Source organism: Melghiribacillus thermohalophilus (genome assembly GCF_004342905.1).
GTDB lineage: Bacteria > Bacillota > Bacilli > Bacillales > Alkalibacillaceae > Melghiribacillus > Melghiribacillus thermohalophilus.
Window position 1 is genome coordinate 35,716 of the sequence record NZ_SMAN01000015.1, and the last position, 25,420, is coordinate 61,135.

Genomic DNA, 25,420 nt, shown 5'->3' on the forward strand with positions numbered 1-25,420 from the left:
AGGATAATTATTCCGAATAATGGTCATATTTTTCGTTCCATATCTAATATCTGTTTAAAAGAAATACGCCAGTAAAGAATACTGTCATCCTAACCTATGAGGGGGAGACTGATGAGGAAAAGAGTTCGTGAACTGGGTTTGAATATCGGTAACATGAAAACAGGTCCTGCGAATCAGATCACCGATGTTACAGGTGTGAAAGTGGGACATGTCACGTTGAAACATGAAATGGACCTAGATACGGTTGTTCGAACAGGGGTTACAGCCGTCCTTCCCCATGAAGGGAATCCTTTTTTCGAAAAGGTTCCAGCAGCAAGCTTTGTATTAAATGGGTATGGGAAAACAACCGGACTTGTACAGGTTGAGGAGCTTGGAGTGCTGGAATCACCTATTATGTTGACAAGCACGTTTCATGTAGGAGATATTTGGCAGGGGACACTGGACTATATGATGGAACAGGCCCCGGAAATCGGTGACACGACAAGTTCTTTAAATATTGTTGTTGGGGAATGCAATGATAGTTACTTACATACTGTCCGTGCAAATGCCATCCAAAAGCATCATGCAGGGGAAGCCATTAATATGGCTTCCAAAAAAGTTGAAGAAGGTGCTGTCGGAGCGGGGTGCGGAATGATGTGCTATGGCTACAAAGGAGGAATCGGAACATCTTCCCGGGTAACTGAAATGGAGAACTTTACGATTGGGGTGCTTGTTCTGAGTAATTTTGGGAAGAGAAATGAACTTCAACTGGTTCGCTATCAGGCTCCGGGTTTTGATGAATCAGAAGTACCTGACGGTTCCATTATGATCATTGTTGCCACAGATGCGCCCATGACCTCCAGACAACTAAAACGCCTGGCCAGACGGGCAACCTTTGGGCTGGCCCGAACGGGCAGTCATATTCATAATGGAAGCGGGGATATTGTCATTGCTTTTTCCAATGGATTTACAGTTTCTCATCAATTCTCAGGAGCCTATGTAGAGCCCCGGAATATGATCCGGGATGATCATCCTTTGATGAACCAGCTATTTCAGGGAGCCATTGAAGCAACGGAAGAGGCGATTTTAAATTCCCTGACCATGGCTGAAACGACATCCGGAAGAAAAGGAAGAAAAGGAGAGGAGCTGCCATATCATTTGTTTCAGCTTCAGTAAGAAAAAAACAGACTCCCGGAGCATTCTCGCCATATCCAACGTCTGTTAACTTTACTGTTTGTCTGCCGGCCGAAAAAGAGCTTAACATTGATGCGTTATGGGTGACTGCTGGAGAAAAAAATTCATAGTATATCTAAAACACTTATTCATGAAGAAGGTGATGTTCTTGTGGATTAGACAGCAAGGAAGTCCTTATGTATACTGGCCGTTTAGTCATTTTCCTTATTACATTCCATACCCGGGTTATCCAATGTATACAACATCCGATTTTATGAACAGCCCCAACCCTTTTTTTAATCCGTATGAGTCCTATTCTTTATATGGCTCATCGGTAACAGGTACTGTAACGAAACAGAATGACGGGGCTATTTTATTTCCTATCCCCTTCATTTAAAAGATCTCCCCCATTTTTCAGTTAAGGAACATGGGGGAGAGTTTGTAGACACTGGTTGATTCAGATAATTAAAACTCTTTCAAAATCCCTCTGCTTTTGATCCATCCAGATGCAAAGTCAACAGAAATGTTTCCATGTTTCACCCCAAGTTTGTTTTTCATGAAATCGATTAATTCGTTGACCTTTTGTTCGTCTTTATTTTCCCTTTTACGATTAAGTGAAATTTGTACAACGGGATATCCTTCTTGTCCGCTGTAATGGGGGATGTCATCCAGTGCGATATCAAGCTGATAACCAATATCTTTTGGATAGTAAATCCACAGTGAAAGTACCTCGCCGAACTGTTCCTCGAGATACGGTTTTAAATCCTTTTCCAGCTGGTCTTCCCAGACCTCTGCTACATAGCTGTCCTGATATGAATCCGATTCTTTGTGATAAAAAACGAGAAATTGAAATTGGGGATCATCGGCAGGCTCGACTTTTGCCGCATACTGGAATTCATCGTATAAATCCGCATTATCATATAAAGAACCTACGACTTCCATTGGCTCGTCAAAATGCTCCTTGACGTATTCTTCAGCAGCCAATATGACTGCTTCCTCCTGAACGGGGTCTCCTTTTAACTGATGATATGTCAGCCAGACTATGCCGGCAATGATCAAGAGCAACCCAACTAAGACCACAAGAAATGCTTTTTTGTTTGCATTCATGCTTACACCTCTTTATTATATCGTAAAGCAATATGTTAGAAATGGGAAGATGATAGCCAGTGTGAGCCCCATCAATGATCTATCCATCATCATTTGTGTTTCCAGACAATTATTTTCACCCCCCAAACATATATCTATAATAAACGGAAACGTGCCATGTCCATCAACCGAATCCTATATTATTTTACAGCTTTACGATAGAGGATGTAAGAAGAAAGGTCAACTTGACAAAGATTTGTTAATATAAAATAAAATTAAAAAAATTCAGAAAAGGACGGTGGGTTATGGAACTCATAACAAAAAGAGGAAAGGGACTCAAACCCTGGCAAAAAGGATTGTTATTTGTACTCGGAACTCTTCTTGTCATCGTGCTGGGACTCGTTATTTTTGTGAACGCTTACATATCACGTGCACTCCCTTCCATTGAAGGAACAATTCAGCTGGACGGTTTATATGCTCCGGTAGAAGTTATTCGGGACGGGTCAGGTGTCCCTCATATTAAAGCCGAAAACGAGCACGATTTATTTTTGGCGCAGGGTTATGTGACAGCACAAGAACGAATGTTTCAAATGGAATTATCAAAAAGACTGGCTTCAGGACGGTTAAGCGAAGTTGTGGGGAAAGACGCTTTGTATTCAGACCGTTATTTTCGGACACTGGGATTGCGAAGGGCTGCGGAAAAATCTTATGCTATCTATTCAGAAGATGCGAAACAGATTTTACAGTGGTACGCAGATGGGGTAAATGCTTATTTAAAAGATGCCCGTTCAAATCATGAGATGCCAGTTGAGTTTTTCTTAATGGGGATCGAACCAGAACCGTGGACGCCAATCGATTCACTGACCATAGGAAAATATATGGCCTTTGACTTAGGTGGTCACTGGGAGCGTCAGGCATTCCATTATTACTTGCTGCACCATTTTCCGGAAGAAAAGGCGTATGAACTATTTCCCGAATACCCGGACGAAGTCCCTACAATTATCAGAGAAGAAGCGTATGTTGATGTTCAGGAGTCGTTTTCTGAAGCCATTCTCCCGAATCCTTTCAACGGGAGCAATAACTGGGTGGTTGATGGAAGCAAAACCAGGTCGGGAAAACCGATCCTGGCCAATGACCCCCATCTTGGTCTGGGCACACCTTCAATCTGGTTTCAGACGCATCTTGAGGCCCCGGATTATAATGTCAGCGGGGTTATCTTTGCCGGAGTTCCGGGGATCATTGTAGGCCATAATGAACATATTGCCTGGGGTGTAACCAATGTAGGACCAGATGTTCAGCAATTATATATCGAAAAACGACATCCGGAGGATCCTCATCAGTTTTTGTTTGAGGATCAATGGGAACAGGCAAATGTGATAGAAGAAACCATTGAGGTAAAAGACGGTGAGCCTGTGACACTGGAAGTCGTTGAAACCAGGCATGGACCAGTCATCTCGGAGTTTGCGAAAGAAAGCGGCGACGATACGGTTCTGTCATTGAGATGGACGGCCCTTGATCCGACTACCGAACTGGAAGCTATTCTGGAAATAAACCGGGCGAAAAGCTGGGAAACGTTTGAAAAGGGGCTTGAAAAATTTCTAGTTCCGGCACAAAATTTTGTATTTGCGTCAAAGGACGGGACAATTGCTTATAAGGCAAATGGCCGAATTCCCGTTTATCCCCGTGGCAAAAATGCACTGCTGCCTCTGGAGGGCTGGATACAGGAAAATGAGTGGCAGGGATTTATCCCTTTCGATGAATTGCCCCGGGTGGTAAACCCTGAGAAAGGGTATATTGCAACGGCAAACAACAAAATTGCTCCTGAAAATTATCCTTATCACATCAGCCATGTCTGGGCTCAGCCCTACCGTTACATGCGGATTGAAGAGGTATTATCTGAAAAATCGGATTTGACAGTTGAGGATATGCAGACATTACAGATGGACCAGATGAACTTACAGGCGAAGGAATTTGTTCCGCTGTATTTAGATGCATTGAAGGGAATCCATTTATCCTTATCTGAACAGGAGGTCTTGAAGGTACTGTCATCATGGAATTTTAGAGATGACCAAAATTTGGCGGCTCCATTAATTTTCCATAAGTGGAAGAAGGAAATCGAATCGGTGATCTATGAAGATATCCCGGAAGAAATGATGGAGTTTTTTAAGGCAAAGGGTCAGACAACAGATGAGTTAATGAGAAAAGCATTTAGAGGGGAGACGGTTGCATGGATCGAAGAGAAGGGAGGGATTCAATCTGTATTGAGAACTTCTTTGTCTAAGGCCGTTAAACAGCTCAGGAAAGAGCATGGTACAGAGGTGCTAAACTGGAAATGGGGCGATGCTCACCGGGTCAGTTTTGTACATCCGTTATCAAGTGTAAAGGTTTTGAGTTATTTTTTTAATCCAGAAGATCCTCTCCCGGTCGGGGGAAGTGGGGTAACTGTAATGGCGGCAAAAAAAGGAACAGATGGGATGGTGGATCACGGGGCGCCGTGGCGTTTTGTGGCTGATTTAAGCGATTTGAGCCAGGCGTGGCATATGGTTGCTCCAGGACAGTCAGGACATTTTAAAAGTCAGTGGTACGATGATCAGATGGATGATTGGGTGAACGGAGACTACCATGTGACTAAATTAAAAGAAATGGAAGGAAAAACATTATATCTCATACCAGAGGGATAATTGAAAAAGTCATGCAGCAGACAATGCTGCATGACTTTTAAAAATGGACTACGGCTCCTGTGACGATTCGTCTTTAAGGTGCTCCCGTTCTTCCTCAGTGAAAACTCGCGATCTTGTTAAAAACCGTTTTCCCTCGGGACCTTCTAGTGAGAACATGCCGCCTCTGCCTTCCACTACATCAATGATGAGTTGCGTGTGTTTCCAGTATTCATATTGATCCTTTGATATATAGAAGGGGGAATCACCAATATAGCCCAGCAGAACATCTGAATCCCCCACCCGGAATTCGTCATGGGGATAGCACATAGGCGAGCTGCCGTCGCAGCATCCCCCTGATTGATGAAACATCAGAGGGCCATGAATGGTTTTTAGCTTTTCAATGAGTTGCAGGGCTTCTTCCGTAGCGGTTACACGCTGAATCATGAATCATCTCTCCTAAGCGAATCTTCGTTTCCTTAAAAGAATCCTGCAGGTTCTTCACTATAGCTTACGAGCAAGTTTTTTGTTTGTTGATAATGATCAAGCATCATTTTATGATTTTCTCGGCCAATTCCGGATTTTTTGTACCCGCCAAATGCAGCATGGGCAGGATACTGATGATAGCAATTGGTCCATACCCGACCGGCTTCAATTCCCCGGCCGAAGCGGTAGGCCTTGTTGATTTGGCGGGTCCAGACACCGGCGCCAAGTCCGTAAAGGGTATCATTGGCAATTTCAAGCGCTTCCGCATCATCTTTAAAGGTTGTTACGGATAGGACCGGGCCGAAAATTTCTTCCTGGAAAATACGCATGCTATTTTTACCTTTAAAAATGGTTGGTTCGATATAGTAGCCGCCTTTGAGTTCTCCTTCGAGTTTGTTTACCTGGCCTCCTGTCAGCAGTTCAGCCCCCTCCTGTTTTCCGATATCAATATAGGTTTTGATTTTTTCCATTTGTTCGAGGGATGCTTGAGCACCCATCATCGTTTCTGTGTCTAGAGGATGCCCGATTTTAATTTGATTGACCCGTTCAAGAGCCCGTTCCATAAATGTATCGTAAATCGCCTCATGAATCAGTGCTCGGGACGGACAGGTACATACTTCTCCTTGATTTAATGCGAACATCGTAAACCCTTCCAGAGCTTTGTCGAGAAAAGAATCATCCCGATCCATGATATCCGGAAAGAAAATGTTTGGTGATTTCCCTCCGAGTTCAAGGGTAACAGGAACTATATTTTCAGAGGCATACTGCATAATCAGCCTTCCGGTAGTCGTTTCACCGGTGAAAGCTACTTTCGCAACCCTTGAACTGGTCGCAAGGGGTTTTCCGGCTTCGAGGCCATAGCCATTAACGACATTGACAACCCCTGGCGGCAGCAAATCCTGAATGAGATCAAGAAAGATATAGATGGATGCCGGTGTCTGTTCAGCAGGTTTTAGAACGACGCTGTTTCCAGCAGCCAGAGCTGGGGCCAACTTCCAGGTTGCCATAAGCAGAGGGAAGTTCCACGGGATAATTTGTCCGACCACGCCCAGAGGCTCATGAAAATGATAGGCTACCGTATCATCATCGATCTGACTGATAGATCCTTCCTGGGCGCGCACGACACCGGCAAAATATCGAAAGTGATCAATGGCCAGCGGGATATCAGCATGAAGCGTTTCGCGAATGGGCTTTCCGTTATCCCATGTTTCTGCGACTGCCAGTGTTTCCAGATTTTCTTCCATGCGGTCGGCGATTTTACTCAAAATGTTTGCCCGCTCTGCGGGTGATGTTTTTCCCCAGACATGCTTAGCTTCATGGGCTGCATCCAGTGCAAGCTCAATATCTTCTTTTGTGGATCTTGGCACTTCACAAAATACTTCTCCGGTCACGGGGCTTGGATTTTTGAAATATTGTCCGTTGACCGGAGGACGGTACTCTCCTCCAATAAAATTGTCATACCGCTCTTTGAATGATACCCTGGCCCTTTCTGTATTCGGATTCGCATACTTCATAGAAATTCCTCCCTTACAGAATGAATGAAATGGGATTGTCCCCATAGACAAAATATTCTGAAGGGAAGTGGTTTAGAACACATAGTTACGAAATATACACTAGAGACATACAAAATCGATTCTTATATAAAAAAGCCGTCCCAATGGGACAGCATGATTACGAGCTTTGTACAGGATGACGTAAAAATTGTCTCTGAAGGAAGTGTTATCCGAACCTGGCCGTTACGATTTCCACTATCAAAATCAAACAAAATCTTTTTTGATACTCTATTATTGATTGAAACGGTTTAGTCACTGTGACTTACTTTTATTATCCTGTATGAGAAGGGGATGATGGTTTGTTACGCACCAGACATTCCGTTTACTGGGAATATTCTTTTTTAGCAAACCATTTTTTCGCAGAGGGTCTTGCAAAAATAAGTAGAATAATAGAAATAGATAAAAAAATGAAGAGCAAATGCATCGGTGACTGCCAGAAAAATGATATGAAGCCCGTGAAAAAAGCACCGATTGCAAACCATAAAAGATAAAATTTAAACGTAAAAACTTCTATGATGAACAGTGCAATGGCAAGCATAATCCAGATCGAAGGATTGACCAGCCATTCCCTCATCAGGAATCACCCTTTGTGACTGGTTTTTTATTTTGCTGAAAACGAAGTCAGGCTCAATATAACAAAAAAGTGGCGGCAAGTGAACATGATAAATGAAAATAATTGAAATTGCCAGAAAAATAAGTGTCGTCAGGCATTTAAAGAAAGGGTAATGATGTTGAGGTATAAATGGAATGTATTTTGGATTCTTTTCATTTTATGTGTAAGCTGGATTGGATATTCTGGCGTTCAGGTCATTGTGTTCAGCTTTGAAGATGAGACAAGGAAAGCAGATGCAGCCATTATACTTGGAGCGGCTGTCTGGGGAGAAGAACCGTCTCCGGTGTTTAAAGAAAGAATTCATCATGGAATCCAGTTGTATCAGGACGGTTATGTAAAAAAAATTATTTTTACAGGAGGAAAGAGTGACGAAGGGGAGAGGGCTGAATCAGAGGTGGCCAGACAGTATGCTCTCAACCGAGGCGTATCTGGAAAAGATATTTTGATTGAAACGGAATCAACGATAACGGAAGAAAATCTATCTTACGCATTCGAAGTGGCCAGAAAAAACCAGCTGGAATCCTTTCTGATCGTCAGTGATCCGCTTCATATGAAAAGAGTGATGAGCATGGCGGATGATTATGGCATGCAAGCCTATTCTTCACCGACTAAAACGTCTGCCTACAAAAGTTTTAGCACCAAAGTTTCTTTTTTTATGCGGGAATGGTTTTATTACATGGGGTATCAGCTGACAGTACCGTTTCAATAATCATCAATTCTATATTGGAGGCTAGAGAAATGCAACTTACATATGACATTGGCGAAGAAGTGATAAAAAGGCTGAAAAGCTATTTAAACGTCCCGATCAACATTATGGATCAAAATGGAGTGATCATAGCCAGTACAGATGAAAAGCGGATTGGACAATATCATAGCGGTGCAAAACAAGTCATTGAGGAAAACAAGGAAATGATTTTATCTCCTGAAGAGATTCATCGTTATCCAGGCACCCGTCCGGGAGTAAATCTCCCTCTATTCCACTTTGATCATCTTGTAGGAGTTGTTGGGATCACAGGAAACCCGGATGATGTCATTTCGGCAGCAGGTATTATAAAGGCAGCGGTGGAAATAGCCATCGAACAAATCTATATGCAAAAGCAGCAGGTTTATAAAGAACGGGCTTTGCAGAGCTTTTTGCAAAAATTATTTCACCCGATCGGCATTGATGAAGAGGAACTGAAAAAAGAGGCAGCATATATACTTGAATGTTCTTTGAATCAAAACATGTTCGTCATGGTTTTTCATCTTTCGAATGCTCATGAGAAAGTTGAATCTATGGCAAATACCATGTATCAATCCCTTCACTCACCGCTGTTTTTAACATACATCACCAATAGGGAAATCGTAGCAGCATTTCATGAATCCGTAAATCATGAGTATATTTTTCGATTAGCAGTCAGTCTGAAGAAACAGTATGATGATTTATATGCAGGAGTCGGAGACCCTTATGCAACGATAAAGGGATTAAGAAAATCTTATTTTCAGGCAATTCAAGCGCTGAAATTCCTTAAACAGCAACGATCTGATCATTTCTTAACATTTGCAGAGGACTGGACGATTGAACAACTGATTGAAGGCATACCCGAAGAATTGTTTCAGGATGTACTGGAAAGGTATGTGGAACTGTTTCAAAACCTGGATGGGGAATTTTTAAAAACTTTAACGACCTATTTTGATCATAATTTGCACGTTAACAGATCGGCTCAATCTCTGCATATTCACAGAAATACAATGTTATACCGGCTCGAACAGATCAACAGAAAAATGGGTTTAAATCCAAAAGAATTTGATGATGCAGTGCTATTGTACATCCTCTGTAAGCGTTTGGGCCTCTTTGGGCAAATGCACAATAATCATTAACGGAATATGAAAAATATTGTAACATGGCCTAATTGTTTTTACTGATTTTTCAGATAAAATTGATATCACAAATGATAAAGGTGATGAGCATGAATGTTGTGATAGCCCCCGATTCATTTAAGGGCAGTCTGTCAGCAAAAGAAATCAGTTTGATTATGAAAAAATCCTGTTTAGACGTATTTCCGGATGCGGAAGTCATTCTAAAACCGATGGCTGATGGCGGTGAAGGAACCCTTGACAGCCTTTTGTTTACAACAAAGGGTAAGCGTTTGCATATCCCGTGTACCGGCCCGCTGGGAGAAAAAATAAAGGCTCCGGTCGGCATTCTTGGTGACGGTAAGACAGCGGTAATTGAAGTAGCATCTGTATCAGGGATCACTCAAGTCCCGGAACATAAAAGAAATCCTTATCGGACAACTACATACGGAATCGGACAGTGTATCCAATTTGTTCTTGATCAGGGACTGCGGAACATTGTCATTGGGCTCGGAGGCAGTGCGACGAATGATGGGGGCATGGGGATGTTAAGCGCCCTCGGTGCACAATTTTTTTCAGAAGACAACGAAAAACCTGGCATGTTTGGGTACGACCTATTAAAAATTGCCCGTGTGGATCTGTCCAGGCTGGATGAACGACTACGGCATACAAGGATTCTTATTGCGTCTGACGTGAGAAATCCTCTTTGCGGGCAACAGGGAGCCAGTCATGTATATGGTCCTCAAAAGGGTGCTACGAGAGATCAGGTTTTGCAACTGGACAGAGCACTGGACCGTTACAGCAACTTACTTGAAAAACAGACGGGTATCCAGGCAAAACATACACCAGGTGCAGGAGCTGCAGGAGGTCTTGGATTTGCTCTCCTGTCATTAGGAGCAAAAATAGAATCAGGGGCAGAATTGATTGCCAGTTATAGTCATCTGGAGGAGACAGTAGCGGGAGCGGACCTGGTTTTAACGGGGGAAGGGCAGAGCGACAGACAGACGTTTTATGGAAAAGCACCAGGATATGTAGCCCAACTTTGCAAAAAATATGGGGTTCCTTCTATTTTGCTTTCGGGGGGGATAGAGGGAGAAATGAAGGATTTTCATCAGTGGTTTACAGCCTGTTTTTCTCTGGTTAACAGGCCCATGAGCCTGACTGAATCAATGGAACATGCTGAGTCATTGCTGTATGATCAGTCACTTAACATTTTTCACTTGATAAAATCAATGAATAGAGGGGAGAAACGATAATGGAAGGATTTTGGCTTCTATTCACTATTTTGCTGGGAGTTCTTTTTGTAGTTTTCGCAACTGCAAAGTTCAATCTCCATCCATTCCTGTCACTGCTCATTGCTGTATTTGGAATCGGAATATTATCCGGATTGCCGTTAAATGCAGTGGTGGATGCCGTTCAATCAGGATTTGGCGGTCTGATGGGCAGTATCGGGCTCGTCATCGTGTTTGGAACGATCATTGGTGTATTTTTAGAAAAGACGGGAGCTGCGCTTCGAATGGCTGAAACCGTGTTAAGAGTCGTTGGCGAAAAAAGACCGCAGCTTGCCATGAGTTTGATCGGAGGAATAGTCAGCATACCCGTTTTTTGTGATTCGGGCTATGTCATTTTGTCCTCCTTAAAAAAAGCGCTGGCAAGAAAGGCAAAAGTTGCAGTTGCATCGATGGCTGTAGCTCTGTCAACCGGTTTATTTGCAACGCATACGCTGGTACCGCCTACTCCCGGACCGATTGCAGCAGCCGGGAACATCGGTGCCGAAAACTACCTCGGTACCATTATTTTAATCGGCCTGATTATTGCTGTACCAACCATTATAGCCGGATATATCTGGGCAATAAAAGTAGGTACAAAAATCAAAGTAGAAGGAGAAGACGAGCTTACATTTGATTATGATGAAATTGTGAACCGTTTTGGTGAGTTGCCATCTGTATTTAAATCCTTTGCACCGATTGCCGTTCCGATTATTTTAATCGGTCTTGGTTCCATTATTTCGTTTTCAGGTTGGTCAGGAGGGATTTTTTCCATTCTATTATTTCTTGGTTCGCCTGTAGTGGCTTTACTGATTGGGGTATGGTTTGCTTTTATGCTTGTCCCGAAGTTCAATCAAGAAACATTAACAGAATGGGTTGGCCAGGGTTTAAAGGATGCTGCACCGATCCTATTAATCACTGGAGCAGGAGGGGCATTCGGTTCTGTAATTAAAGCGACCCCTGTTGCTGATTTCATTGAAGGATTTGCAGGAAATGACCTGGCAACGGGTTCATTCTTTATCTTAATTCCATTCCTGATTGCTGCTGCATTAAAAACAGCGCAGGGATCATCGACGGCAGCCCTTGTTGTTACATCTTCATTAGTCGCACCGCTTTTAATTGAACTCGGAATAACCGGTGCATTGCCCCTGGCACTTGTCGTGATGGCAGTCGGAGCAGGAGCTATGGTCGTGTCTCATGTGAATGACAGTTATTTCTGGGTTGTGAAAGAATTTAGCGGTATGTCCGTAACAGATGCTTATAAAGCACAGACTGGCGGAACTCTTGTTCAGGGAATCACTGCAATTGTGATAACATTCGTTTTATGGCTTATCTTTGTGTAAGGGCTTTTTCTATCTGGAGCACCTGTTATGTGCTCCAGATTTATCATTTTTAGGAAATGTTCATATCGTAATGTGGTTTTGTCCAACTCAGCGCACTGCCCCTTGAGCTGCTTCGGTCATTCCGCGGTGGCGACAACCTCCCTGGCACCCCTCCTGTTAAGCAATGATTCCGCTCTTCTTTCTATGAGATGCATGCCTGTATGTTTTAAGTATGGAAAGTCTGAACATGATTGTAATAAAATGTTCAATCAGTTAATCGGAAAACTTGGTTTTTCTGTAATATAATAAAACTGAACCCCATCAGAGAGAGGGAAAGGGTATGGAACAGGAAAAGCTGGACTCATTGCCCAGTCTTGTCAAATCCATAAGGGAATTGCTGCCGCAGGAAGCAGGAATTGCAGTTGCTGATTCGAGCCATTTTATCTATTATGAACCTGGAAAGAGCGTGAATTTGCCCATTAAACCAGGTGAATCATTGCGAAGAGGTTCTGTATCCTGGAAAGCATTAAAGACGAAAAGAAAAGTTTCGATGCTAGTCAGCCGAGATGTATTTGGTGTACCTTACTTTGCAACCGGGTACCCGATTCTGAATAATGGTCAAATTGAGGGGATTGTTACGGTTGTATTTCCGCCCAAATCTAATCAAGAATCCCTGCCGGCCCAATCACCGACTTTTCTGGTGGGAAAAAGGGAAGATCGCTGGTTTACGGTCGATTATGATCAAATTGTCTATATAAAATCGGAAAAAGGCAAAACATTAATCATTACAGAATATGGTACCTTCATGAATAAACATACCCTAAATGATCTTGAGTACATTCTGCCGGAACATCAGTTTTTCCGCACCCATCGCTCATTTATTGTAAACCTGAACTGGATTAAAGAAATCCATCCGCATTTTCATTCTACTTTTTCCTTGATATTAAAAGATGAGCATCAGAGCAGGGTGCCAGTCAGTCAAAAATATTCAAGCCTGTTCAGGCACTTTCTTGGTTTTTAATGGCCGTCCATGTCCGGACGGTTTTATATACCAGATATTTGTGAAATACTTCACAATATACTCAGAAAGCGATTACATGTATTCGCTGAAAAAATTTCTTTTTCAAAGCATGATTTTCTGTTTTATAGAAATTTTAATGAGGGAGAGAGCAATCATTGATACCTTTTTTATAAAGATTTTGTCAAAATAATGAAAAGAGGATGATGAACATGAATAAACGTTTACGATACAAGCCCCTGGAAAAACGGCTGATGACCGCTGAGGATGCAGCCGCCCGGATTCAAAACGGGATGGTAGTCGGTGTCAGCGGATTTGCCCGTTCCGGTGATACAAAAGCCGTGTTACATGCACTTCTGGAACTGACAAAAGAACGGAAAGATTTTCAATTTGATCTGTATACAGGAGCTTCCTTAGGGGAAATTGACGGAAAGCTGGCAGAAGCCGGGCTGCTCAGAAGAAGACTGCCTTTCCAGCTGAATCATGTGATGCGGAATGCCATAAACAAAAGAGAGATTAAATTTACAGACCTTCATTTGTCTGACATGCCTGAACACATCCGTTCAGGCGCTTTGCCGGATGTTGATCTGGCAATTGTCGAAGCGGTTGCGATTACTGACGATGGATATATCGTTCCTTCCACCTCTGTGGGTAATAACGCGCTTTTTGTGGAAAGGGCGAAAGAAGTGATCGTGGAATTAAATCTCGCTCAGCCCCTTGAACTAGAGGGGATACATGACATATATGCACCAGAAGAACAGATGCGAAACCCAATTGGTATTTTGAAGCCGGATGACAGAATTGGTATTCCTGCCATCCCGGTTGATCCCGATAAAATTATAGGAGTGGTTTTGACAGACATGGGAGATACACCATCTACCATTGTAAAGCCAGATAAAGAAACGGAACAGATGGCACAACAGATGATGAGCTTTTTCCAGAATGAGGTGGATGAAGGACGTTTAACCAAAAGCCTGATGCCTCTTCAATCGGGAATTGGCTCTGTGGCCAATGCGGTGTTATACGGATTTTTGGAGTCTGATTTTCATGACCTGACACTCTACTCAGAAGTCATTCAGGATGCTGTTTTTGACTTAATTGACGCTGGAAAGATCAACTTTGCTTCAACGAGTGCGATAGTCTTGTCTCGTGATTACATGGATAAAGTGCTGAATCATATTCAGGATTATAAAGATAAAATCCTGATTCGTCCGCAGGAGATTTCCAATCATCCGGAAGTCATTCGCCGTCTTGGTGTCATCGCCATGAACACAGCAGTGGAGGTGGACATCTATGGAAATGTAAACTCCACACACCTCGAAGGTACGAAAATGATGAATGGTATCGGAGGTTCCGGTGATTTTGCCCGCAATGCCCGATTGGCGATCTTTGTTACCAAATCAGTGAAAAAAAACGGGGATATATCCAGTATCGTTCCGTTTGTTTCCCATGTTGACCACAATGAACACGATGTAGATATCATTGTAACCGAACAAGGTGTAGCAGACTTAAGGGGAAAATCACCCATCGAGCGGGCTTATGAAATCATAGAAAACTGCGCCCACCCCGATTACAAATCTTTGCTATGGAAATACCTTGATGAGGCAGTGGAGCGTGGGGGACATACACCTCATGTTCTTGAGAAGGCTTTCTCATTTCATGAACGCCTTGCCGCAACCGGAACCATGCGTGAAAAAGCATTGGTTGGGGGAGGAGTAAGAACTCGATTAAAGTAACTTCAATAAAAATGAGAAATTTCTTTGTACAGGTTAATATTGAATACAATGTTTTCGTTTTCTAATAAAAAACCGCCGGTCGAAAAAATGCCGGCGGTTTAGTTGTTGTGAAACAAATCGTTTTGCAGCTTAGAAATTGCCTTTTTTAATTCACTGTGTACCACAAAATCAAAAAGATTGTCTTTCGCTGTTGGCTCCCGATTAATAATGGCAGCGGGTATGTTACATTCATAGACTGCGAATTCAGGCAATAAATTGAAGGGCTTAACCCAGAGAGATGTACCAAGTACAAGCATAAATTCGGCCTGCTCAATCATCTGTTCTGCTTTTTCATGTTCCGTAATGGGATCCCCAAATAAAACCACATCAGGTTTAAGGGGAACACTACAATGACCACATAATGGAATGTCAGTATTCATAACATATGTCAAAGGGTACGTATCCCCGCATGCCGGACAGCTGGCCGTTGCCAGTGTCCCATGATATTCAAGAACGTGACGGCTTCCAGCTTTTGTATGCAGCCCATCTACATTCTGGGTGATAATGGAAATATGTTTTCCTTCTACTTCCAGTCGTTTAAGAAAGTCGTGGATTTCGTTAGGCTCATATTCCCCGGCCAATTTTAGCTGAAAAATTTGCTTATACTTTTTCCAGAAATCGTCCGGGTTGTTTCGGTAATAGTGATTGGACATATAATATTCTCTGGTTTGATCCGTATCCCAAATTCCACCGGCAGAACGAAAATCAGGTATACCGCTGTCTGTACTTACCCCGGCACCAGTTAAGATTACAATATGGTTTGCCTGTTTAAGATGATTTCCGATTTCATGTATGATTTGGTTCATCCGTTCACCCCAATGCCAGTAAATATATTCTTTTTGTATGCAAATGACTATATTTTATTCATCCCTTTACTCTGAACATATTCTGTTACTTCTGAACGGACTGGTCGGATTAACTTTCTCTGGATCTGATCGCTCCAGGTATCGTGCCTGCGGTTTGTGGCGCGTTCCGCATAATACTTCTTCAGGGTTTCATCAAAGTTTTCAAGCGCGCGTGTGTAGACTGCTTCATCATGACAGTATATATTTTCAAAATAAACAGCCTCGAGAGGTAAACGGGGTTTCACACCCGGATCGTGATCTGGATATCCCACAGCGAGTCCAAACAATGGAATAACGAATTCAGGCAGCTTTAACAACTCATCAACCCGTTTCATGTCATTGCGGATTCCACCAATATAACAAATCCCTAGACCCATTGATTCAGCAGCAAGACTGGCATTCTGGGCTGCAAGTGCTGCATCTATGACAGCAACCAGGAAATGTTCTGTATTTTCCAGGTTCTCCTTCAACTTTGCCCTTGTAACGGATTCAGCACGCTCGATTAAACGAAGAAGGTCAGCGCAAAAAACAAAAAAATGACCACTTCTTTCCACATGTTCATGTCCGGATAAATCGGCGATTTCCTTTTTTATGATAGGGTCTGTCACCCCGATAATGGAATATGCCTGATAGTAGTTAGATGTCGAAGCACGCTGAGCAGCCTCTACAATGGTTCTGATTTGCCTGTCCGAAAGTTGCTGTTCTTTAAATTTTCGGATAGATCTGTGACGAAACATTTGTTCAATGACGGGGTTCATGTGTATCCTCCTTACAAGATTACAGTTCAAATTCAATCCATTGTGCACCTTTATCATCGGGCGGAAATTCATCATAAGGAATTTTTATTTTTAATTGTGTATCATGAACCCATTCTTTTTCAAGTATGGATGTTTGATAATGAAGAACATCACGTTTAAGCGCTTCGTTTTGTAACGACAGCTGTTCAAAGCTATTTAAATCAATAACGACCAGATGGCTTACTTCTTTTCCGTTTACAGGTCGGACAAACTGGAGCAATACTTTTTGTCCTGACGGAGAAAAGACAGCCTCATGAAAAGTAGAAAAATCTGCAACAGGTAATGACATGGTGCCGTCACTTTCCTTATGGATGAGAATATGGGAACAGAGGGTTTCCGAATCATCACAGGCATACGATACCAAATACAGGTTTTCTGAAACAGGAATGGCTTTTATATGGTTCAGTTCCTGTTGATAAGATTCACTTGTATGTAAATACATATCAAGAAGCGGAATAGAAGGCAGATGGACCTCCAGAATCTCTCCTTCAAGGGGGATGGAAATCATATCTGGAAGATCATCCGATTGTTCCGGGTTATGTTGGTCTGCATCTTGTTCTGGCTCCTTGACAGAAACAGGAGAACTTTCCTTGGAAGAGCAACCCGTTATCAATAACGTACATAATACACATGTTGTGATCAACTTGTTCATTAGCATCAGTCCTCAAATCATTTTTCATAACAATTATAAATGATAAGGAGCCGATAAGTAAGAAAAATATTCATTATACAAACAACCGGTAATCCAGAGTTTACTAGAATGTTACGAACATCTGCAATATTTTTTCATGTCCATATCCAAAAGCCCTTTCAGCATTATGAACATTTCTGAACAGATAATGCTTACCTTCACGGCTTATCTTTTCAGGCATACAATAGGTAAAAAAATACGGGTGATCTCATGAACAGAATGCTATTGTTTGACCTGTTGCTGCTTGTGATTCTATTGTGTATGACTGCTCTTCATTATTTTCATTATCTGAGTGATTGGATGGTCGTGTTTTTTGCTGTTCCAGTTATGGGTTATTTTGTCATCTTTCGTGAATGGATTGTGAACTATTACAAAAATAAGTGGATGGACAACGGTGATTAGAACATGTTTTTGAAGTTCACAATACCACAATGGGTATAGGAGTAATACCACCAAATAAAGAATTTCTCCCTATTGAATGTTTATTTTTTTCTTGACAAATGTTCCGGGGTCTTATAATATACCACATAGGGTATATGGAAAGAACCCGAAAAAAATTCATGAAAAAAAGATTAAGGGGGAAATTTAAACATGAAAGTAGCGATTATTGCAGCAAATGGAGGCGCATTTGACGCGTATAAAGTTTTCAATATTGCAACAGCTGCTGCTGCAGCGGATGGCGAAGTTGAAATCTTTTTCACATTTGAAGGTCTGAATCTTATTCACAAAGAAGCACACAAACAACTCCCAATGCCTGAAGGAACCGAACACTTTAAAGAAGGATTTGAAAAGGCAAATGTACCTTCCATTCCTGAACTGATCGAAATGGCTCAGGACCTTGGCGTGAAATTTGTTGCCTGCCAGATGACAATGGATGTAATGGGTCTTTCGAAAGAAGATTTCGTTGATGGTATTGAAGTTGGAGGAGCAGCTACTTTCCTGAACTATGCGAAAGATGCTGATATTTCTCTAACCTTCTAAGAAATATAGAATGGATTTGGAAGCAAGGGTCTTTTTCCGGGAAGGAGGCGATAAGATGGTTACCGTTTACACAACAAGCACCTGCCCATACTGTAATATGGTTAAAACCTTTTTAGAACAAAAGGGTGTGGAATATAAAGAAGTAAATGTTGAACGGGATCCGATTGCAGCCCAGCGCCTGGTGCAGACAACAGGTGAAATGGGAGTACCTCAAACAGAAATTAATGGAAAATGGGTACTCGGTTTTGACCCTCAGGCCATTACTGAACTGCTTGAAGAAAATAACTAAGGTATATGGAACATGATGGATACCTCCTCTGCGGGGGTGTCCATATCTTTGATTTTTCAACTATTTCGGAGGGTAAAGGATAAAGAATCAAGTCTTGCGCCCGGAAATAGCAATACACATTAGGCTAAAAACGGCAACAGCTAGGATCACTGTTATGAAATAAGGATATATTCCTGAAAACATGTATGATAGGATTGTTGATCCATTATTTGTGTTTCAGGAGTTGACGGGATATTTTTTTTCGTTTACCCTATACCCATAGGGGTAATAGGAGAAACGAAAAAGAAAGAGGGAGTTATATGGATAATCTTTTAACCTTTCTTCTGATCGGACTTGCTGCTCTGTTCATTTTGAGGCGAATGATCCCACCAAAAGGTGTGAAGCAGATGTCTGCATCAGAATTAAATAAAGAGTTAAAGCTAAACAAAAAAAACAAACAATTTATTGATGTAAGAACACCCATTGAATTTCAGGGAAATCATGTTAAAGGTTTTAAAAACATACCTTTGCAATCGCTGAAATCCAGGCTGAGCGAATTAGATCCGGAAAAAGAAGTTGTCGTGATTTGTCAGAGTGGGAATCGAAGCATGGTAGCTGCCCGAATATTAATCAAGCATGGGTTTGAAGTCACCAATGTTCAGGGTGGCGTAAATGCCTATCGGTAACGTATGATATACAATTAGAGAATGAAAAGGAGGTTGATATAGATGGATACGATTACAGCAAAAGAAGTTGAAGAAATGATCAACAGTGGAAAAGAAGTTCATATTATTGATGTCCGTGAAGCTGCAGAAGTTCAACAGGGAGCTATTCCCGGAGCGGTTAATATTCCGCTTAGCCTGCTGGAATTCCGCGCACACGAATTAGATAAAAATAAAGAGTATGTCATGGTATGCCGTTCCGGTAACAGAAGTGGGTTAGCTACTCAATATTTGAATGCCCAGGGATATCATGCGGTAAATATGGTCGGCGGCATGATTGACTGGGAAGGACCAGTAGAATAAATAAAAAACTAGGGGGATTTGAAATGAAGGCAGATTTTACAGTTGATGCAAGTGGTCTGACTTGCCCGATGCCAATTGTCAAAACAAAAAAAGCCATGAACAATCTGGAGGGAGGTCAGGTTCTGGAAGTTCTGGCAACTGATAAAGGATCGATTGCTGACATTCAAGCATGGGCTGAAAGTACAGGACATCAATATCTTGGAACGAAAGAAGACGGCGAGGTATTAAAACACTATATCCGCAAAGCTTCTGAAGGAGAAGAAAAGGAAGAAAAAAAATACGATAAAACGATTGATAACAACGGATTAAAAAGCAAACTAAACGAAGATATAACCATTATAGATGTCCGTGAACCGGCAGAATATGCCTTTGGCCATATTCCAGGGGCCTTGTCCATTCCAATGGGAGAGTTAGAAGAGCGTTTGAATGAAATAGAAAAGGACAAAGACGTGTATGTTGTCTGCCGTACGGGCAACCGCAGCGATATGGCTGCGCAAAAATTATCTGAAAAGGGATACCATGTCATTAATGTGGTACCAGGCATGTCCGAATGGGATGGGCCGATTGAAAAATCTGATTCATAATACTGACAGATGGTTTCATTCAACTTAATCAAAAATTTCTATAAGGAGTGTGTATAAAATGGAAGCAAAAAAAGTACTGGATGTAAAAGGGCTTTCCTGTCCAATGCCAATTGTTAAAACAAAAAAAGCAATCGATGAACTGGATTCCGGAGATATTCTAGAAGTACATGCAACAGATCCAGGTTCAAAAAACGATTTGACAGCATGGACAGAATCAAGTGGACATGAACTGCTTGAGAGTAAAGAAGAAGACGGCGTTTTCAAATACTGGGTTAAAAAAGGTTAATATTTCAGGGGTGCGATGGTGATCATCGTACCCTTTCCTTCGTGAATTTGTGATGAAAAGATTTTAGCGGATGTCTCAATTCCACCACTCCCCAAATATGTACCCCTGAATGATAATATTTTTATTGCGTTTTATATACCCTATAGGGTAAAATGGAAAATAGTCTGTGTTTAGCCAATATCCTTTTATATATAAAGTTTGGCTGAAAAGGACATGATACAATTGAAGCCAGTGAAGGAGGACTTACTTACATGTTGAAAAAAATCATTCCGGCAATAGACTGGTTAAGCCATTATCATAAAAATGATTTGCGTGGGGATTTATCAGCAGGACTCATCGTTGCTGTCATGCTGATCCCTCAGGGAATGGCATATGCAATGCTGGCAGGATTACCTCCTGAAATCGGCCTTTATGCCTCCACGATCCCTTTAATTATTTATGCGTTGTTCGGTTCATCCCGTCAACTGGCTGTCGGACCGGTTGCAATGGTATCCCTTCTTGTTTTTACCGGGGTATCACAGCTGGCAGAACCCCAAACTGAAGAATTCGTGTCTTATGCACTGCTTTTGGCTCTAATGGTTGGGGTCATACAGTTTGCCCTCGGTATTTTTCGGTTAGGATTTTTAGTAAATTTCTTATCCCATGCCGTCATCAGTGGATTTACATCTGCTGCTGCTTTAATTATCGGACTTAGTCAGTTAAAGCATATATTAGGTTTTGATCTGCCTAAAGACAGCATTTTTGTCATTTTATATGAGGCGATCAGGGGGATAGGAGAAACGAATCTGACGGCTCTTATCATTGGAGTTGGCAGCATCGCAGTCTTGCTCTTTTTTAAAAAAAAGTTGCCGAGATTTCCTGCACCACTGGTTGTGGTTGTTCTTGGTACTGTGTTTACGTATCTATTTAAATTAAATGAAACAGCGGGAGTAAACATTGTAGGTGACATTCCACAAGGGATTCCAAGTCTTTCATTGCCTGCATTTGACTTTGCATCCATCGGGGCGCTGCTCCCCATTGCTCTGACGATTTCCTTTGTGGGATTTATGGAGTCCATCGCTGTTGCCAAGGCCATTGCAGCGAAGGAGAAATATAAAATAAACTCTAATCAGGAGTTAAACGGATTAGGTCTGGCGAACATAGTAGGTTCCTTTTTCTCTGCTTATCCGGTTACAGGAGGATTTTCTCGTTCAGCGGTGAACTATCAGGCTGGTGCCAGAACAGGTCTTGCTTCCATTATTACGGCAGTGATTATTCTCGTTGCGTTGCTGTTTTTGACCCCATTGCTTTACTATCTGCCACAGGCTGTGCTTGCTGCTATCATTATGGTTGCGGTTTTTGGTTTGATTGACATTAAGGAAGCTGTTCATATTTTCAAAATCAGACAGGCTGATGGCTGGACATTAATCATTACAGCTATTGCAACGCTGACTCTTGGTATTGAACAGGGAATTTTAATCGGGATCGCTGTTTCACTGATCCTGTTCATCTGGAGAAGTGCCTATCCGCATGTAGCAGAACTCGGTTATGTGGAACAGGAGGATGTATTTAAAAATATAAAACGATTCCCGGATGCCAAAACCTATGACCATACCCTGATTTATCGTATCGATGCTTCATTATATTTTGCTAACATGGCTTTTCTTGAAGAAAAACTTCGGGAAGCTATTGCTGAAAAAAATGCAAGCAATGTCATCCTTGATTTTTCCGCAGTCAATGCCATTGATGCAGTGGCCATTGATGAATTAGAGGAAATTATTGAAAGTTATAGAGATTCCGGTGTAAAATTTTATATAGCAGGTATGAAAGGGCCAGTCAAGGATCTGGTTAAACGGGCCGGATGGGATGAAAAATATGGTGATAAAATAAACTTCCTAACGGTCAAACAGGCTCTTAATACAGTACAGTAAGTGGTGGTGAATCATGAAAGAAGAAACAATTTTCCAGAAAAATGAGGAATTTATCCAGGAGTTTTTATCTGAGAATCCGGATTATTTCAACAAATTGAAGGAGGGGCAGAACCCGGACTTTTTTGTCATTGCATGTTCAGATTCCCGGGTAAGTCCTTCTGTTGTTGCCAAAATGCCGCCGGGTCATTTTTTTACACACCGCAACATAGCCAATCAGGTTTCTGAAGATGATGAAAGCTTTAATGCAGGATTATATTATGCATTAAAACATTTAAAAGTAAAAACTGTCATGGTTAAGGGACATACCGCATGCGGTGGTGTCGCAGCTGCCTGGAATGAAAATGACGAATCTGAATTGCAACCCTGGCTCTCAAAGGTAAAGGAAAGTTTACCTGAAAAGGGAGGAAACCAAGACTGGAGTCCAGAAGAACTTTCCAGACGTAATGTCTTAAAGCAGGTAAACAATTTAAAAAACCATCCTATTTATCAAAAATATGGTCAGGATGTCAAAATCCTTGGAGTGCTCTTCCATTTGGAGTCAGGAAAATTGGAAAAAGTTACGGAATATAAACCACGATAACAAGGCCCCTTGTTTTGAGGATCGAATTCCTCAAACAAGGGGTTTTTGATTGTCTAGAAACAAGTGTGAGGACGTTGTATTGGTGTTGCCTGTATCGGGCATGCTGTGGTGATTGGTGTCTTTCCGGAGTCCCTGGTACTGGCAAGCCGCATACGCTTTTCTCGTTAATCATCAGCAGTCAATGGTTTGATTCGGGTAATCAGCTCGCGTGCTATCATTTCAGGGTCCCTGGAATGACTGATGGTTGAAATAACGGCTACTCCATCTGCTCCGGCCTGAATAACCTGATCAAGATTACTGGATTTAATTCCGCCAATTCCCGTTATAGGAATGGTAATTCCATCACTCCTTATTTCCCGAATGACTTCAGGTCCCCTTACTTCTCGGCAATCTTTTTTTGTTCGGGTGGGAAACATGGGACCAACCCCTAAATAGTCGGCCCCGTTTTTGACAGCCTCACGGGCTTCTTCAGTGTTGTGGGCGGAAATACCGAGAATTTTCCTGCCCAGCATTCGGCGGACTTCTAATGGTGAGTCGTCTTCCTGACCGATGTGAATTCCATCAGCGTCGATTTCAAGAACTAAATTCACATCATCATTCACAATAAAAGGAATGTTGTATTCACGGCAGATGGTTTTTAGCTGAAGGGCCAGCTCAAATTTTGCTCTGCCTCTTCTTGAACCTTTTCCTTTTTCCCGAAACTGAAAACAGGTAATGCCGCCTCTGATGGCTTTCATTAAAGTCTGTTCTGGATTTTCCCTGCAGTTTGAACTTCCCATGACAAAATACAACTGTAATTGTTTACGGCTTATCATCATGGTCTTCCCATCCTGTATGTTTGAAAGGCCCAGTGGTTGGTAGGTCCGTGTCCACTACCTATGTTCAATTCATGTTCAATGGCAGCCTGTATAAAAGATTTTGCTGTGCGAATGGCATTCAAAACGTTTTCACCTTTAGCCAGTTCAGCAGTTATGGCAGCTGAAAACGTGCATCCGGTTCCATGGGTATTTCTCGTTTGAATCCGTTGTCCTCGAAGCCATACGAAATCGTTCCCATCGAAAAATAAGTCTATTGCTTCTAAATTATCCTCATGATGGCCTCCTTTGATGACAACACTTCTGCATCCAAGGACTAGCAGCATTTCGGCTGCCTGTTTGCGGTCAGCATTGGATTTAATTTTCATACCCGTTAGCACTTCCGCTTCAGGGATATTTGGTGTAATGACCGTGGAAAGGGGAATTAGGTTTGTTTTTAGTGTTTCAATGGCTTCTTTCTGTAAAAGAGAAGCCCCTCCTTTTGCGATCATGACAGGATCTACGACCACATTGGACCAGCCGTATGTTTTGATTTTTTCGGCAACCGTTTGTATGATGGATGAACGATATAACATGCCTGTTTTAATAGCCTGCGGTTTCAAATCTTCTGCAATGGAATCTAATTGTTGACGGACGCATTCATTGGAAGCAGGAAAAACGCCCTGAACACCCCGTGTATTCTGGGCAGTCAGTGCGGTAATCGCTGACATGCCAAATACGTTCAGTTCCTGAAAGGTTTTTAGATCAGCCTGTATACCGGCTCCGCCTCCGCTGTCTGAACCGGCAATGGTTAATGCTTTTGGAATCATGGACAAGCTCCTTTCTGATTTAGGCTCCAAAGTAACGGTAATATACGTTTTTGGCTGTCTCGATACGATTTGTTCCATGAACCAATACACGGCCATCCTGAAAACAGACAATCCGGTAAGGTTCTTCTAACTGTACAGATAATAAATAGGGATTTCGTTTGGTTGTAAAGCCAAGACCCTGAAAGTGAGATTCCCATTGTTCCAGATTCATAGTTTGATGAACTCCAGATCTGATTTGGACCGTATCTCTTCCACATAAAACAGCTGCTTTCGTCTGAAGTTGAAAATCGAGATGAGGATAAGCGCGTTTTCTCCCGCAGCTTAAACAGGAATCCTGTTTTAATGGTTCAATGGCGATCTCACTATGTTCATTGTTCCAGAGATCAAAACAAATAAGAGTATTTCGTATTGCAGCCCGGTTTTCTGTCAGAATTTTTAATGCTTCGGCCGTTTGTACGGCAGTCACCATTTGAACAACGGGGGCGATGATTCCTTCTGAATCACAGGTCGCCCCGGTTAAGGGGATTTGATCAAGCAAACATGCTAAACACGGGGTCTTACCAGGGATGATATTACAGGAAATTCCATAAGCTCCCAGGCACGCTCCATAAATCCATGGAATGTTCTGTTTTTGGCAGAAATCATTGATTAGGAAACGAATATCAAAATTATCGGTAGCATCTATGATGAGATCCACATCGGAAAAACGTTCCAGCACTTCCGGGGTTACATCGGCCACTACACCTGAAATCTCGGTGGAACTGTTGATTTGCTTCAGTCGTTTTTCAGCAGCAACAGCTTTCGGTAATGATTGTGCAGCATCACTTTCGGTATATAGCTGCTGGCGCTGTAGGTTACTCTCTTCTACATAATCCCGGTCTGCAATGGTGACCTTTCCTGCACCAGATCGGACAAGCATTTCGGCATTTCCAGATCCCAGGGCTCCAGCACCGATGATCAAAACATGTTTATTCCGCAATCTTTTTTGTCCTTTCACCCCGATGGGGGAAAACAAGATCTGCCGGGAGAAGCGTTTCAAACTTCCCCAATTGGTTTGCTCCAT

At 42.1% G+C, this 25,420-nt stretch carries 27 protein-coding genes; 17 read left to right on the plus strand and 10 right to left on the minus strand.

The features are described from left to right. Nucleotides 1-111 precede the first annotated feature (111 nt). On the plus strand, nt 112-1,155 hold the full coding sequence (locus tag EDD68_RS10590; protein ID WP_132372256.1) for a DmpA family aminopeptidase: 1,044 nt from the start codon (nt 112-114) through the stop codon (nt 1,153-1,155). A 462-nt stretch (nt 1,156-1,617) separates the two neighbouring features. Here the strand turns inward: EDD68_RS10590 and EDD68_RS10595 are convergent, their stop codons facing one another. Next, on the minus strand, nt 1,618-2,259 hold the full coding sequence (locus tag EDD68_RS10595; RefSeq protein ID WP_132372257.1) for a hypothetical protein: 642 nt from the start codon (nt 2,257-2,259) through the stop codon (nt 1,618-1,620). A gap of 284 nt (nt 2,260-2,543) precedes the next feature. On the opposite strand from EDD68_RS10595, the gene EDD68_RS10600 reads away from it, so the two are divergent. Then, a complete protein-coding gene (locus tag EDD68_RS10600; protein ID WP_132372258.1) occupies nt 2,544-4,919 on the plus strand; it encodes a penicillin acylase family protein in 2,376 nt (791 codons plus the stop codon). A 48-nt stretch (nt 4,920-4,967) separates the two neighbouring features. Here the strand turns inward: EDD68_RS10600 and EDD68_RS10605 are convergent, their stop codons facing one another. The 3 genes from EDD68_RS10605 to EDD68_RS10615 form a co-directional block, all read right to left on the minus strand. After that, nucleotides 4,968-5,342, minus strand: coding sequence for a DUF779 domain-containing protein (locus EDD68_RS10605; RefSeq protein ID WP_132372259.1), 375 nt, complete (start codon nt 5,340-5,342; stop codon nt 4,968-4,970). Nucleotides 5,343-5,374: 32 nt separating this feature from the next. Next, entirely contained in the window at nt 5,375-6,895 is a 1,521-nt protein-coding gene (gene adh / locus EDD68_RS10610; protein ID WP_132372260.1) for an aldehyde dehydrogenase, read from the minus strand. Nucleotides 6,896-7,256: 361 nt separating this feature from the next. Then, complete coding sequence (locus tag EDD68_RS10615) at nt 7,257-7,508, minus strand: NfeD family protein (protein ID WP_132372261.1); 252 nt, start codon at nt 7,506-7,508, stop codon at nt 7,257-7,259. A 154-nt stretch (nt 7,509-7,662) separates the two neighbouring features. Between EDD68_RS10615 and EDD68_RS10620 the strand changes: the two genes are divergently transcribed. The 6 genes from EDD68_RS10620 to EDD68_RS10645 all read left to right on the plus strand — a co-directional run bounded on the left by EDD68_RS10620 (nt 7,663) and on the right by EDD68_RS10645 (nt 14,727). Then, nucleotides 7,663-8,256 carry a YdcF family protein gene (locus EDD68_RS10620; protein WP_243646840.1) on the plus strand — a complete coding sequence of 198 codons (594 nt, stop codon included), beginning with the start codon at nt 7,663-7,665 and terminating at the stop codon, nt 8,254-8,256. 29 nt (nt 8,257-8,285) lie between these two features. Then, nucleotides 8,286-9,407: a CdaR family transcriptional regulator gene (locus tag EDD68_RS10625; RefSeq protein WP_165902147.1), complete on the plus strand. Its 1,122-nt coding sequence runs from the start codon at nt 8,286-8,288 to the stop codon at nt 9,405-9,407. 89 nt (nt 9,408-9,496) lie between these two features. After that, entirely contained in the window at nt 9,497-10,639 is a 1,143-nt protein-coding gene (locus EDD68_RS10630; RefSeq protein WP_132372264.1) for a glycerate kinase, read from the plus strand. After that, nucleotides 10,639-11,994 carry a GntP family permease gene (locus EDD68_RS10635; RefSeq protein WP_132372265.1) on the plus strand — a complete coding sequence of 452 codons (1,356 nt, stop codon included), beginning with the start codon at nt 10,639-10,641 and terminating at the stop codon, nt 11,992-11,994. Before EDD68_RS10630 ends, EDD68_RS10635 begins: the two co-directional genes overlap by 1 nt. A 319-nt stretch (nt 11,995-12,313) precedes the next feature. After that, on the plus strand, nt 12,314-12,994 hold the full coding sequence (locus EDD68_RS10640; protein WP_132372266.1) for a LytTR family DNA-binding domain-containing protein: 681 nt from the start codon (nt 12,314-12,316) through the stop codon (nt 12,992-12,994). A 209-nt stretch (nt 12,995-13,203) separates the two neighbouring features. Continuing rightward, a complete protein-coding gene (locus EDD68_RS10645) occupies nt 13,204-14,727 on the plus strand; it encodes a succinate CoA transferase (RefSeq protein WP_132372267.1) in 1,524 nt (507 codons plus the stop codon). 98 nt (nt 14,728-14,825) lie between these two features. Here the strand turns inward: EDD68_RS10645 and EDD68_RS10650 are convergent, their stop codons facing one another. From EDD68_RS10650 to EDD68_RS10660, 3 genes are read right to left on the minus strand one after another with little or no spacing between them, the layout of a single operon-like run. Further along, complete coding sequence (locus EDD68_RS10650; protein WP_132372268.1) at nt 14,826-15,572, minus strand: NAD-dependent protein deacylase; 747 nt, start codon at nt 15,570-15,572, stop codon at nt 14,826-14,828. Between the two features lie 47 nt (nt 15,573-15,619). Beyond that, entirely contained in the window at nt 15,620-16,369 is a 750-nt protein-coding gene (gene nfsA / locus EDD68_RS10655; RefSeq protein ID WP_132372269.1) for an oxygen-insensitive NADPH nitroreductase, read from the minus strand. Between the two features lie 19 nt (nt 16,370-16,388). Beyond that, nucleotides 16,389-17,060 carry a hypothetical protein gene (locus EDD68_RS10660; protein WP_132372270.1) on the minus strand — a complete coding sequence of 224 codons (672 nt, stop codon included), beginning with the start codon at nt 17,058-17,060 and terminating at the stop codon, nt 16,389-16,391. A 249-nt stretch (nt 17,061-17,309) separates the two neighbouring features. Here EDD68_RS10660 and EDD68_RS10665 point away from each other — a divergent pair, with 249 nt between their 5' ends. The 9 genes from EDD68_RS10665 (at nt 17,310) to EDD68_RS10705 (ending at nt 22,733) form a co-directional block, all read left to right on the plus strand. Next, the gene (locus EDD68_RS10665; RefSeq protein ID WP_132372271.1) at nt 17,310-17,501 is read left to right on the plus strand and encodes a hypothetical protein; all 192 of its coding nucleotides are present in this window, start codon (nt 17,310-17,312) and stop codon (nt 17,499-17,501) included. A gap of 189 nt (nt 17,502-17,690) precedes the next feature. Next, nucleotides 17,691-18,080 (plus strand): DsrE/DsrF/DrsH-like family protein, encoded by a 390-nt coding sequence (locus tag EDD68_RS10670; RefSeq protein ID WP_132372272.1) that lies wholly within the window; start codon nt 17,691-17,693, stop codon nt 18,078-18,080. Between the two features lie 55 nt (nt 18,081-18,135). After that, nucleotides 18,136-18,369, plus strand: a complete 234-nt coding sequence (locus EDD68_RS10675) for a glutaredoxin family protein (protein ID WP_132372273.1) — start codon at nt 18,136-18,138, stop codon at nt 18,367-18,369. A 299-nt stretch (nt 18,370-18,668) separates the two neighbouring features. Further along, entirely contained in the window at nt 18,669-19,034 is a 366-nt protein-coding gene (locus EDD68_RS10680; RefSeq protein WP_132372274.1) for a rhodanese-like domain-containing protein, read from the plus strand. A 42-nt stretch (nt 19,035-19,076) separates the two neighbouring features. Next, nucleotides 19,077-19,373 (plus strand): rhodanese-like domain-containing protein, encoded by a 297-nt coding sequence (locus EDD68_RS10685; protein ID WP_132372275.1) that lies wholly within the window; start codon nt 19,077-19,079, stop codon nt 19,371-19,373. Nucleotides 19,374-19,396: 23 nt separating this feature from the next. Beyond that, entirely contained in the window at nt 19,397-19,957 is a 561-nt protein-coding gene (locus EDD68_RS10690) for a sulfurtransferase TusA family protein (RefSeq protein ID WP_132372276.1), read from the plus strand. Nucleotides 19,958-20,015: 58 nt separating this feature from the next. Continuing rightward, nucleotides 20,016-20,243, plus strand: coding sequence for a sulfurtransferase TusA family protein (locus tag EDD68_RS10695; RefSeq protein WP_132372277.1), 228 nt, complete (start codon nt 20,016-20,018; stop codon nt 20,241-20,243). A 251-nt stretch (nt 20,244-20,494) separates the two neighbouring features. Continuing rightward, nucleotides 20,495-22,153, plus strand: coding sequence for a SulP family inorganic anion transporter (locus tag EDD68_RS10700; protein WP_132372278.1), 1,659 nt, complete (start codon nt 20,495-20,497; stop codon nt 22,151-22,153). A 13-nt stretch (nt 22,154-22,166) separates the two neighbouring features. After that, entirely contained in the window at nt 22,167-22,733 is a 567-nt protein-coding gene (locus EDD68_RS10705) for a carbonic anhydrase (RefSeq protein WP_132372279.1), read from the plus strand. A gap of 164 nt (nt 22,734-22,897) precedes the next feature. On the opposite strand, the gene thiE is transcribed toward EDD68_RS10705, so the two are convergent. Genes thiE through EDD68_RS10720 form a run of 3 tightly spaced genes read right to left on the minus strand, consistent with a single transcriptional unit; the run spans nt 22,898 to nt 25,420 of the window. Beyond that, nucleotides 22,898-23,551, minus strand: coding sequence for a thiamine phosphate synthase (gene thiE, locus EDD68_RS10710; RefSeq protein ID WP_132372280.1), 654 nt, complete (start codon nt 23,549-23,551; stop codon nt 22,898-22,900). Beyond that, a complete protein-coding gene (gene thiD, locus EDD68_RS10715; protein ID WP_132372281.1) occupies nt 23,548-24,357 on the minus strand; it encodes a bifunctional hydroxymethylpyrimidine kinase/phosphomethylpyrimidine kinase in 810 nt (269 codons plus the stop codon). Before thiD ends, thiE begins: the two co-directional genes overlap by 4 nt. Nucleotides 24,358-24,376: 19 nt before the next feature. Further along, nucleotides 24,377-25,420: a MoeB/ThiF family adenylyltransferase gene (locus tag EDD68_RS10720; RefSeq protein WP_132372282.1), complete on the minus strand. Its 1,044-nt coding sequence runs from the start codon at nt 25,418-25,420 to the stop codon at nt 24,377-24,379.

Excerpts from the sequence above, each read along its gene's own strand:
- EDD68_RS10590 (WP_132372256.1), top strand. The coding sequence starts at position 112 with ATGAGGAAAAGAGTTCGTGAACTGGGTTTGAATATCGGTAACATGAAA.
- EDD68_RS10595 (WP_132372257.1), bottom strand. The coding sequence starts at position 2,259 with ATGAATGCAAACAAAAAAGCATTTCTTGTGGTCTTAGTTGGGTTGCTC.
- EDD68_RS10600 (WP_132372258.1), top strand. The coding sequence starts at position 2,544 with ATGGAACTCATAACAAAAAGAGGAAAGGGACTCAAACCCTGGCAAAAA.
- EDD68_RS10605 (WP_132372259.1), bottom strand. The coding sequence starts at position 5,342 with ATGATTCAGCGTGTAACCGCTACGGAAGAAGCCCTGCAACTCATTGAA.
- adh (WP_132372260.1), bottom strand. The coding sequence starts at position 6,895 with ATGAAGTATGCGAATCCGAATACAGAAAGGGCCAGGGTATCATTCAAA.
- EDD68_RS10615 (WP_132372261.1), bottom strand. The coding sequence starts at position 7,508 with ATGAGGGAATGGCTGGTCAATCCTTCGATCTGGATTATGCTTGCCATT.
- EDD68_RS10620 (WP_243646840.1), top strand. The coding sequence starts at position 7,663 with ATGTTGAGGTATAAATGGAATGTATTTTGGATTCTTTTCATTTTATGT.
- EDD68_RS10625 (WP_165902147.1), top strand. The coding sequence starts at position 8,286 with ATGCAACTTACATATGACATTGGCGAAGAAGTGATAAAAAGGCTGAAA.
- EDD68_RS10630 (WP_132372264.1), top strand. The coding sequence starts at position 9,497 with ATGAATGTTGTGATAGCCCCCGATTCATTTAAGGGCAGTCTGTCAGCA.
- EDD68_RS10635 (WP_132372265.1), top strand. The coding sequence starts at position 10,639 with ATGGAAGGATTTTGGCTTCTATTCACTATTTTGCTGGGAGTTCTTTTT.
- EDD68_RS10640 (WP_132372266.1), top strand. The coding sequence starts at position 12,314 with ATGGAACAGGAAAAGCTGGACTCATTGCCCAGTCTTGTCAAATCCATA.
- EDD68_RS10645 (WP_132372267.1), top strand. The coding sequence starts at position 13,204 with ATGAATAAACGTTTACGATACAAGCCCCTGGAAAAACGGCTGATGACC.
- EDD68_RS10650 (WP_132372268.1), bottom strand. The coding sequence starts at position 15,572 with ATGAACCAAATCATACATGAAATCGGAAATCATCTTAAACAGGCAAAC.
- nfsA (WP_132372269.1), bottom strand. The coding sequence starts at position 16,369 with ATGAACCCCGTCATTGAACAAATGTTTCGTCACAGATCTATCCGAAAA.
- EDD68_RS10660 (WP_132372270.1), bottom strand. The coding sequence starts at position 17,060 with ATGAACAAGTTGATCACAACATGTGTATTATGTACGTTATTGATAACG.
- EDD68_RS10665 (WP_132372271.1), top strand. The coding sequence starts at position 17,310 with ATGAACAGAATGCTATTGTTTGACCTGTTGCTGCTTGTGATTCTATTG.
- EDD68_RS10670 (WP_132372272.1), top strand. The coding sequence starts at position 17,691 with ATGAAAGTAGCGATTATTGCAGCAAATGGAGGCGCATTTGACGCGTAT.
- EDD68_RS10675 (WP_132372273.1), top strand. The coding sequence starts at position 18,136 with ATGGTTACCGTTTACACAACAAGCACCTGCCCATACTGTAATATGGTT.
- EDD68_RS10680 (WP_132372274.1), top strand. The coding sequence starts at position 18,669 with ATGGATAATCTTTTAACCTTTCTTCTGATCGGACTTGCTGCTCTGTTC.
- EDD68_RS10685 (WP_132372275.1), top strand. The coding sequence starts at position 19,077 with ATGGATACGATTACAGCAAAAGAAGTTGAAGAAATGATCAACAGTGGA.
- EDD68_RS10690 (WP_132372276.1), top strand. The coding sequence starts at position 19,397 with ATGAAGGCAGATTTTACAGTTGATGCAAGTGGTCTGACTTGCCCGATG.
- EDD68_RS10695 (WP_132372277.1), top strand. The coding sequence starts at position 20,016 with ATGGAAGCAAAAAAAGTACTGGATGTAAAAGGGCTTTCCTGTCCAATG.
- EDD68_RS10700 (WP_132372278.1), top strand. The coding sequence starts at position 20,495 with ATGTTGAAAAAAATCATTCCGGCAATAGACTGGTTAAGCCATTATCAT.
- EDD68_RS10705 (WP_132372279.1), top strand. The coding sequence starts at position 22,167 with ATGAAAGAAGAAACAATTTTCCAGAAAAATGAGGAATTTATCCAGGAG.
- thiE (WP_132372280.1), bottom strand. The coding sequence starts at position 23,551 with ATGATGATAAGCCGTAAACAATTACAGTTGTATTTTGTCATGGGAAGT.
- thiD (WP_132372281.1), bottom strand. The coding sequence starts at position 24,357 with ATGATTCCAAAAGCATTAACCATTGCCGGTTCAGACAGCGGAGGCGGA.
- EDD68_RS10720 (WP_132372282.1), bottom strand. The coding sequence starts at position 25,420 with ATGGAGCAAACCAATTGGGGAAGTTTGAAACGCTTCTCCCGGCAGATC.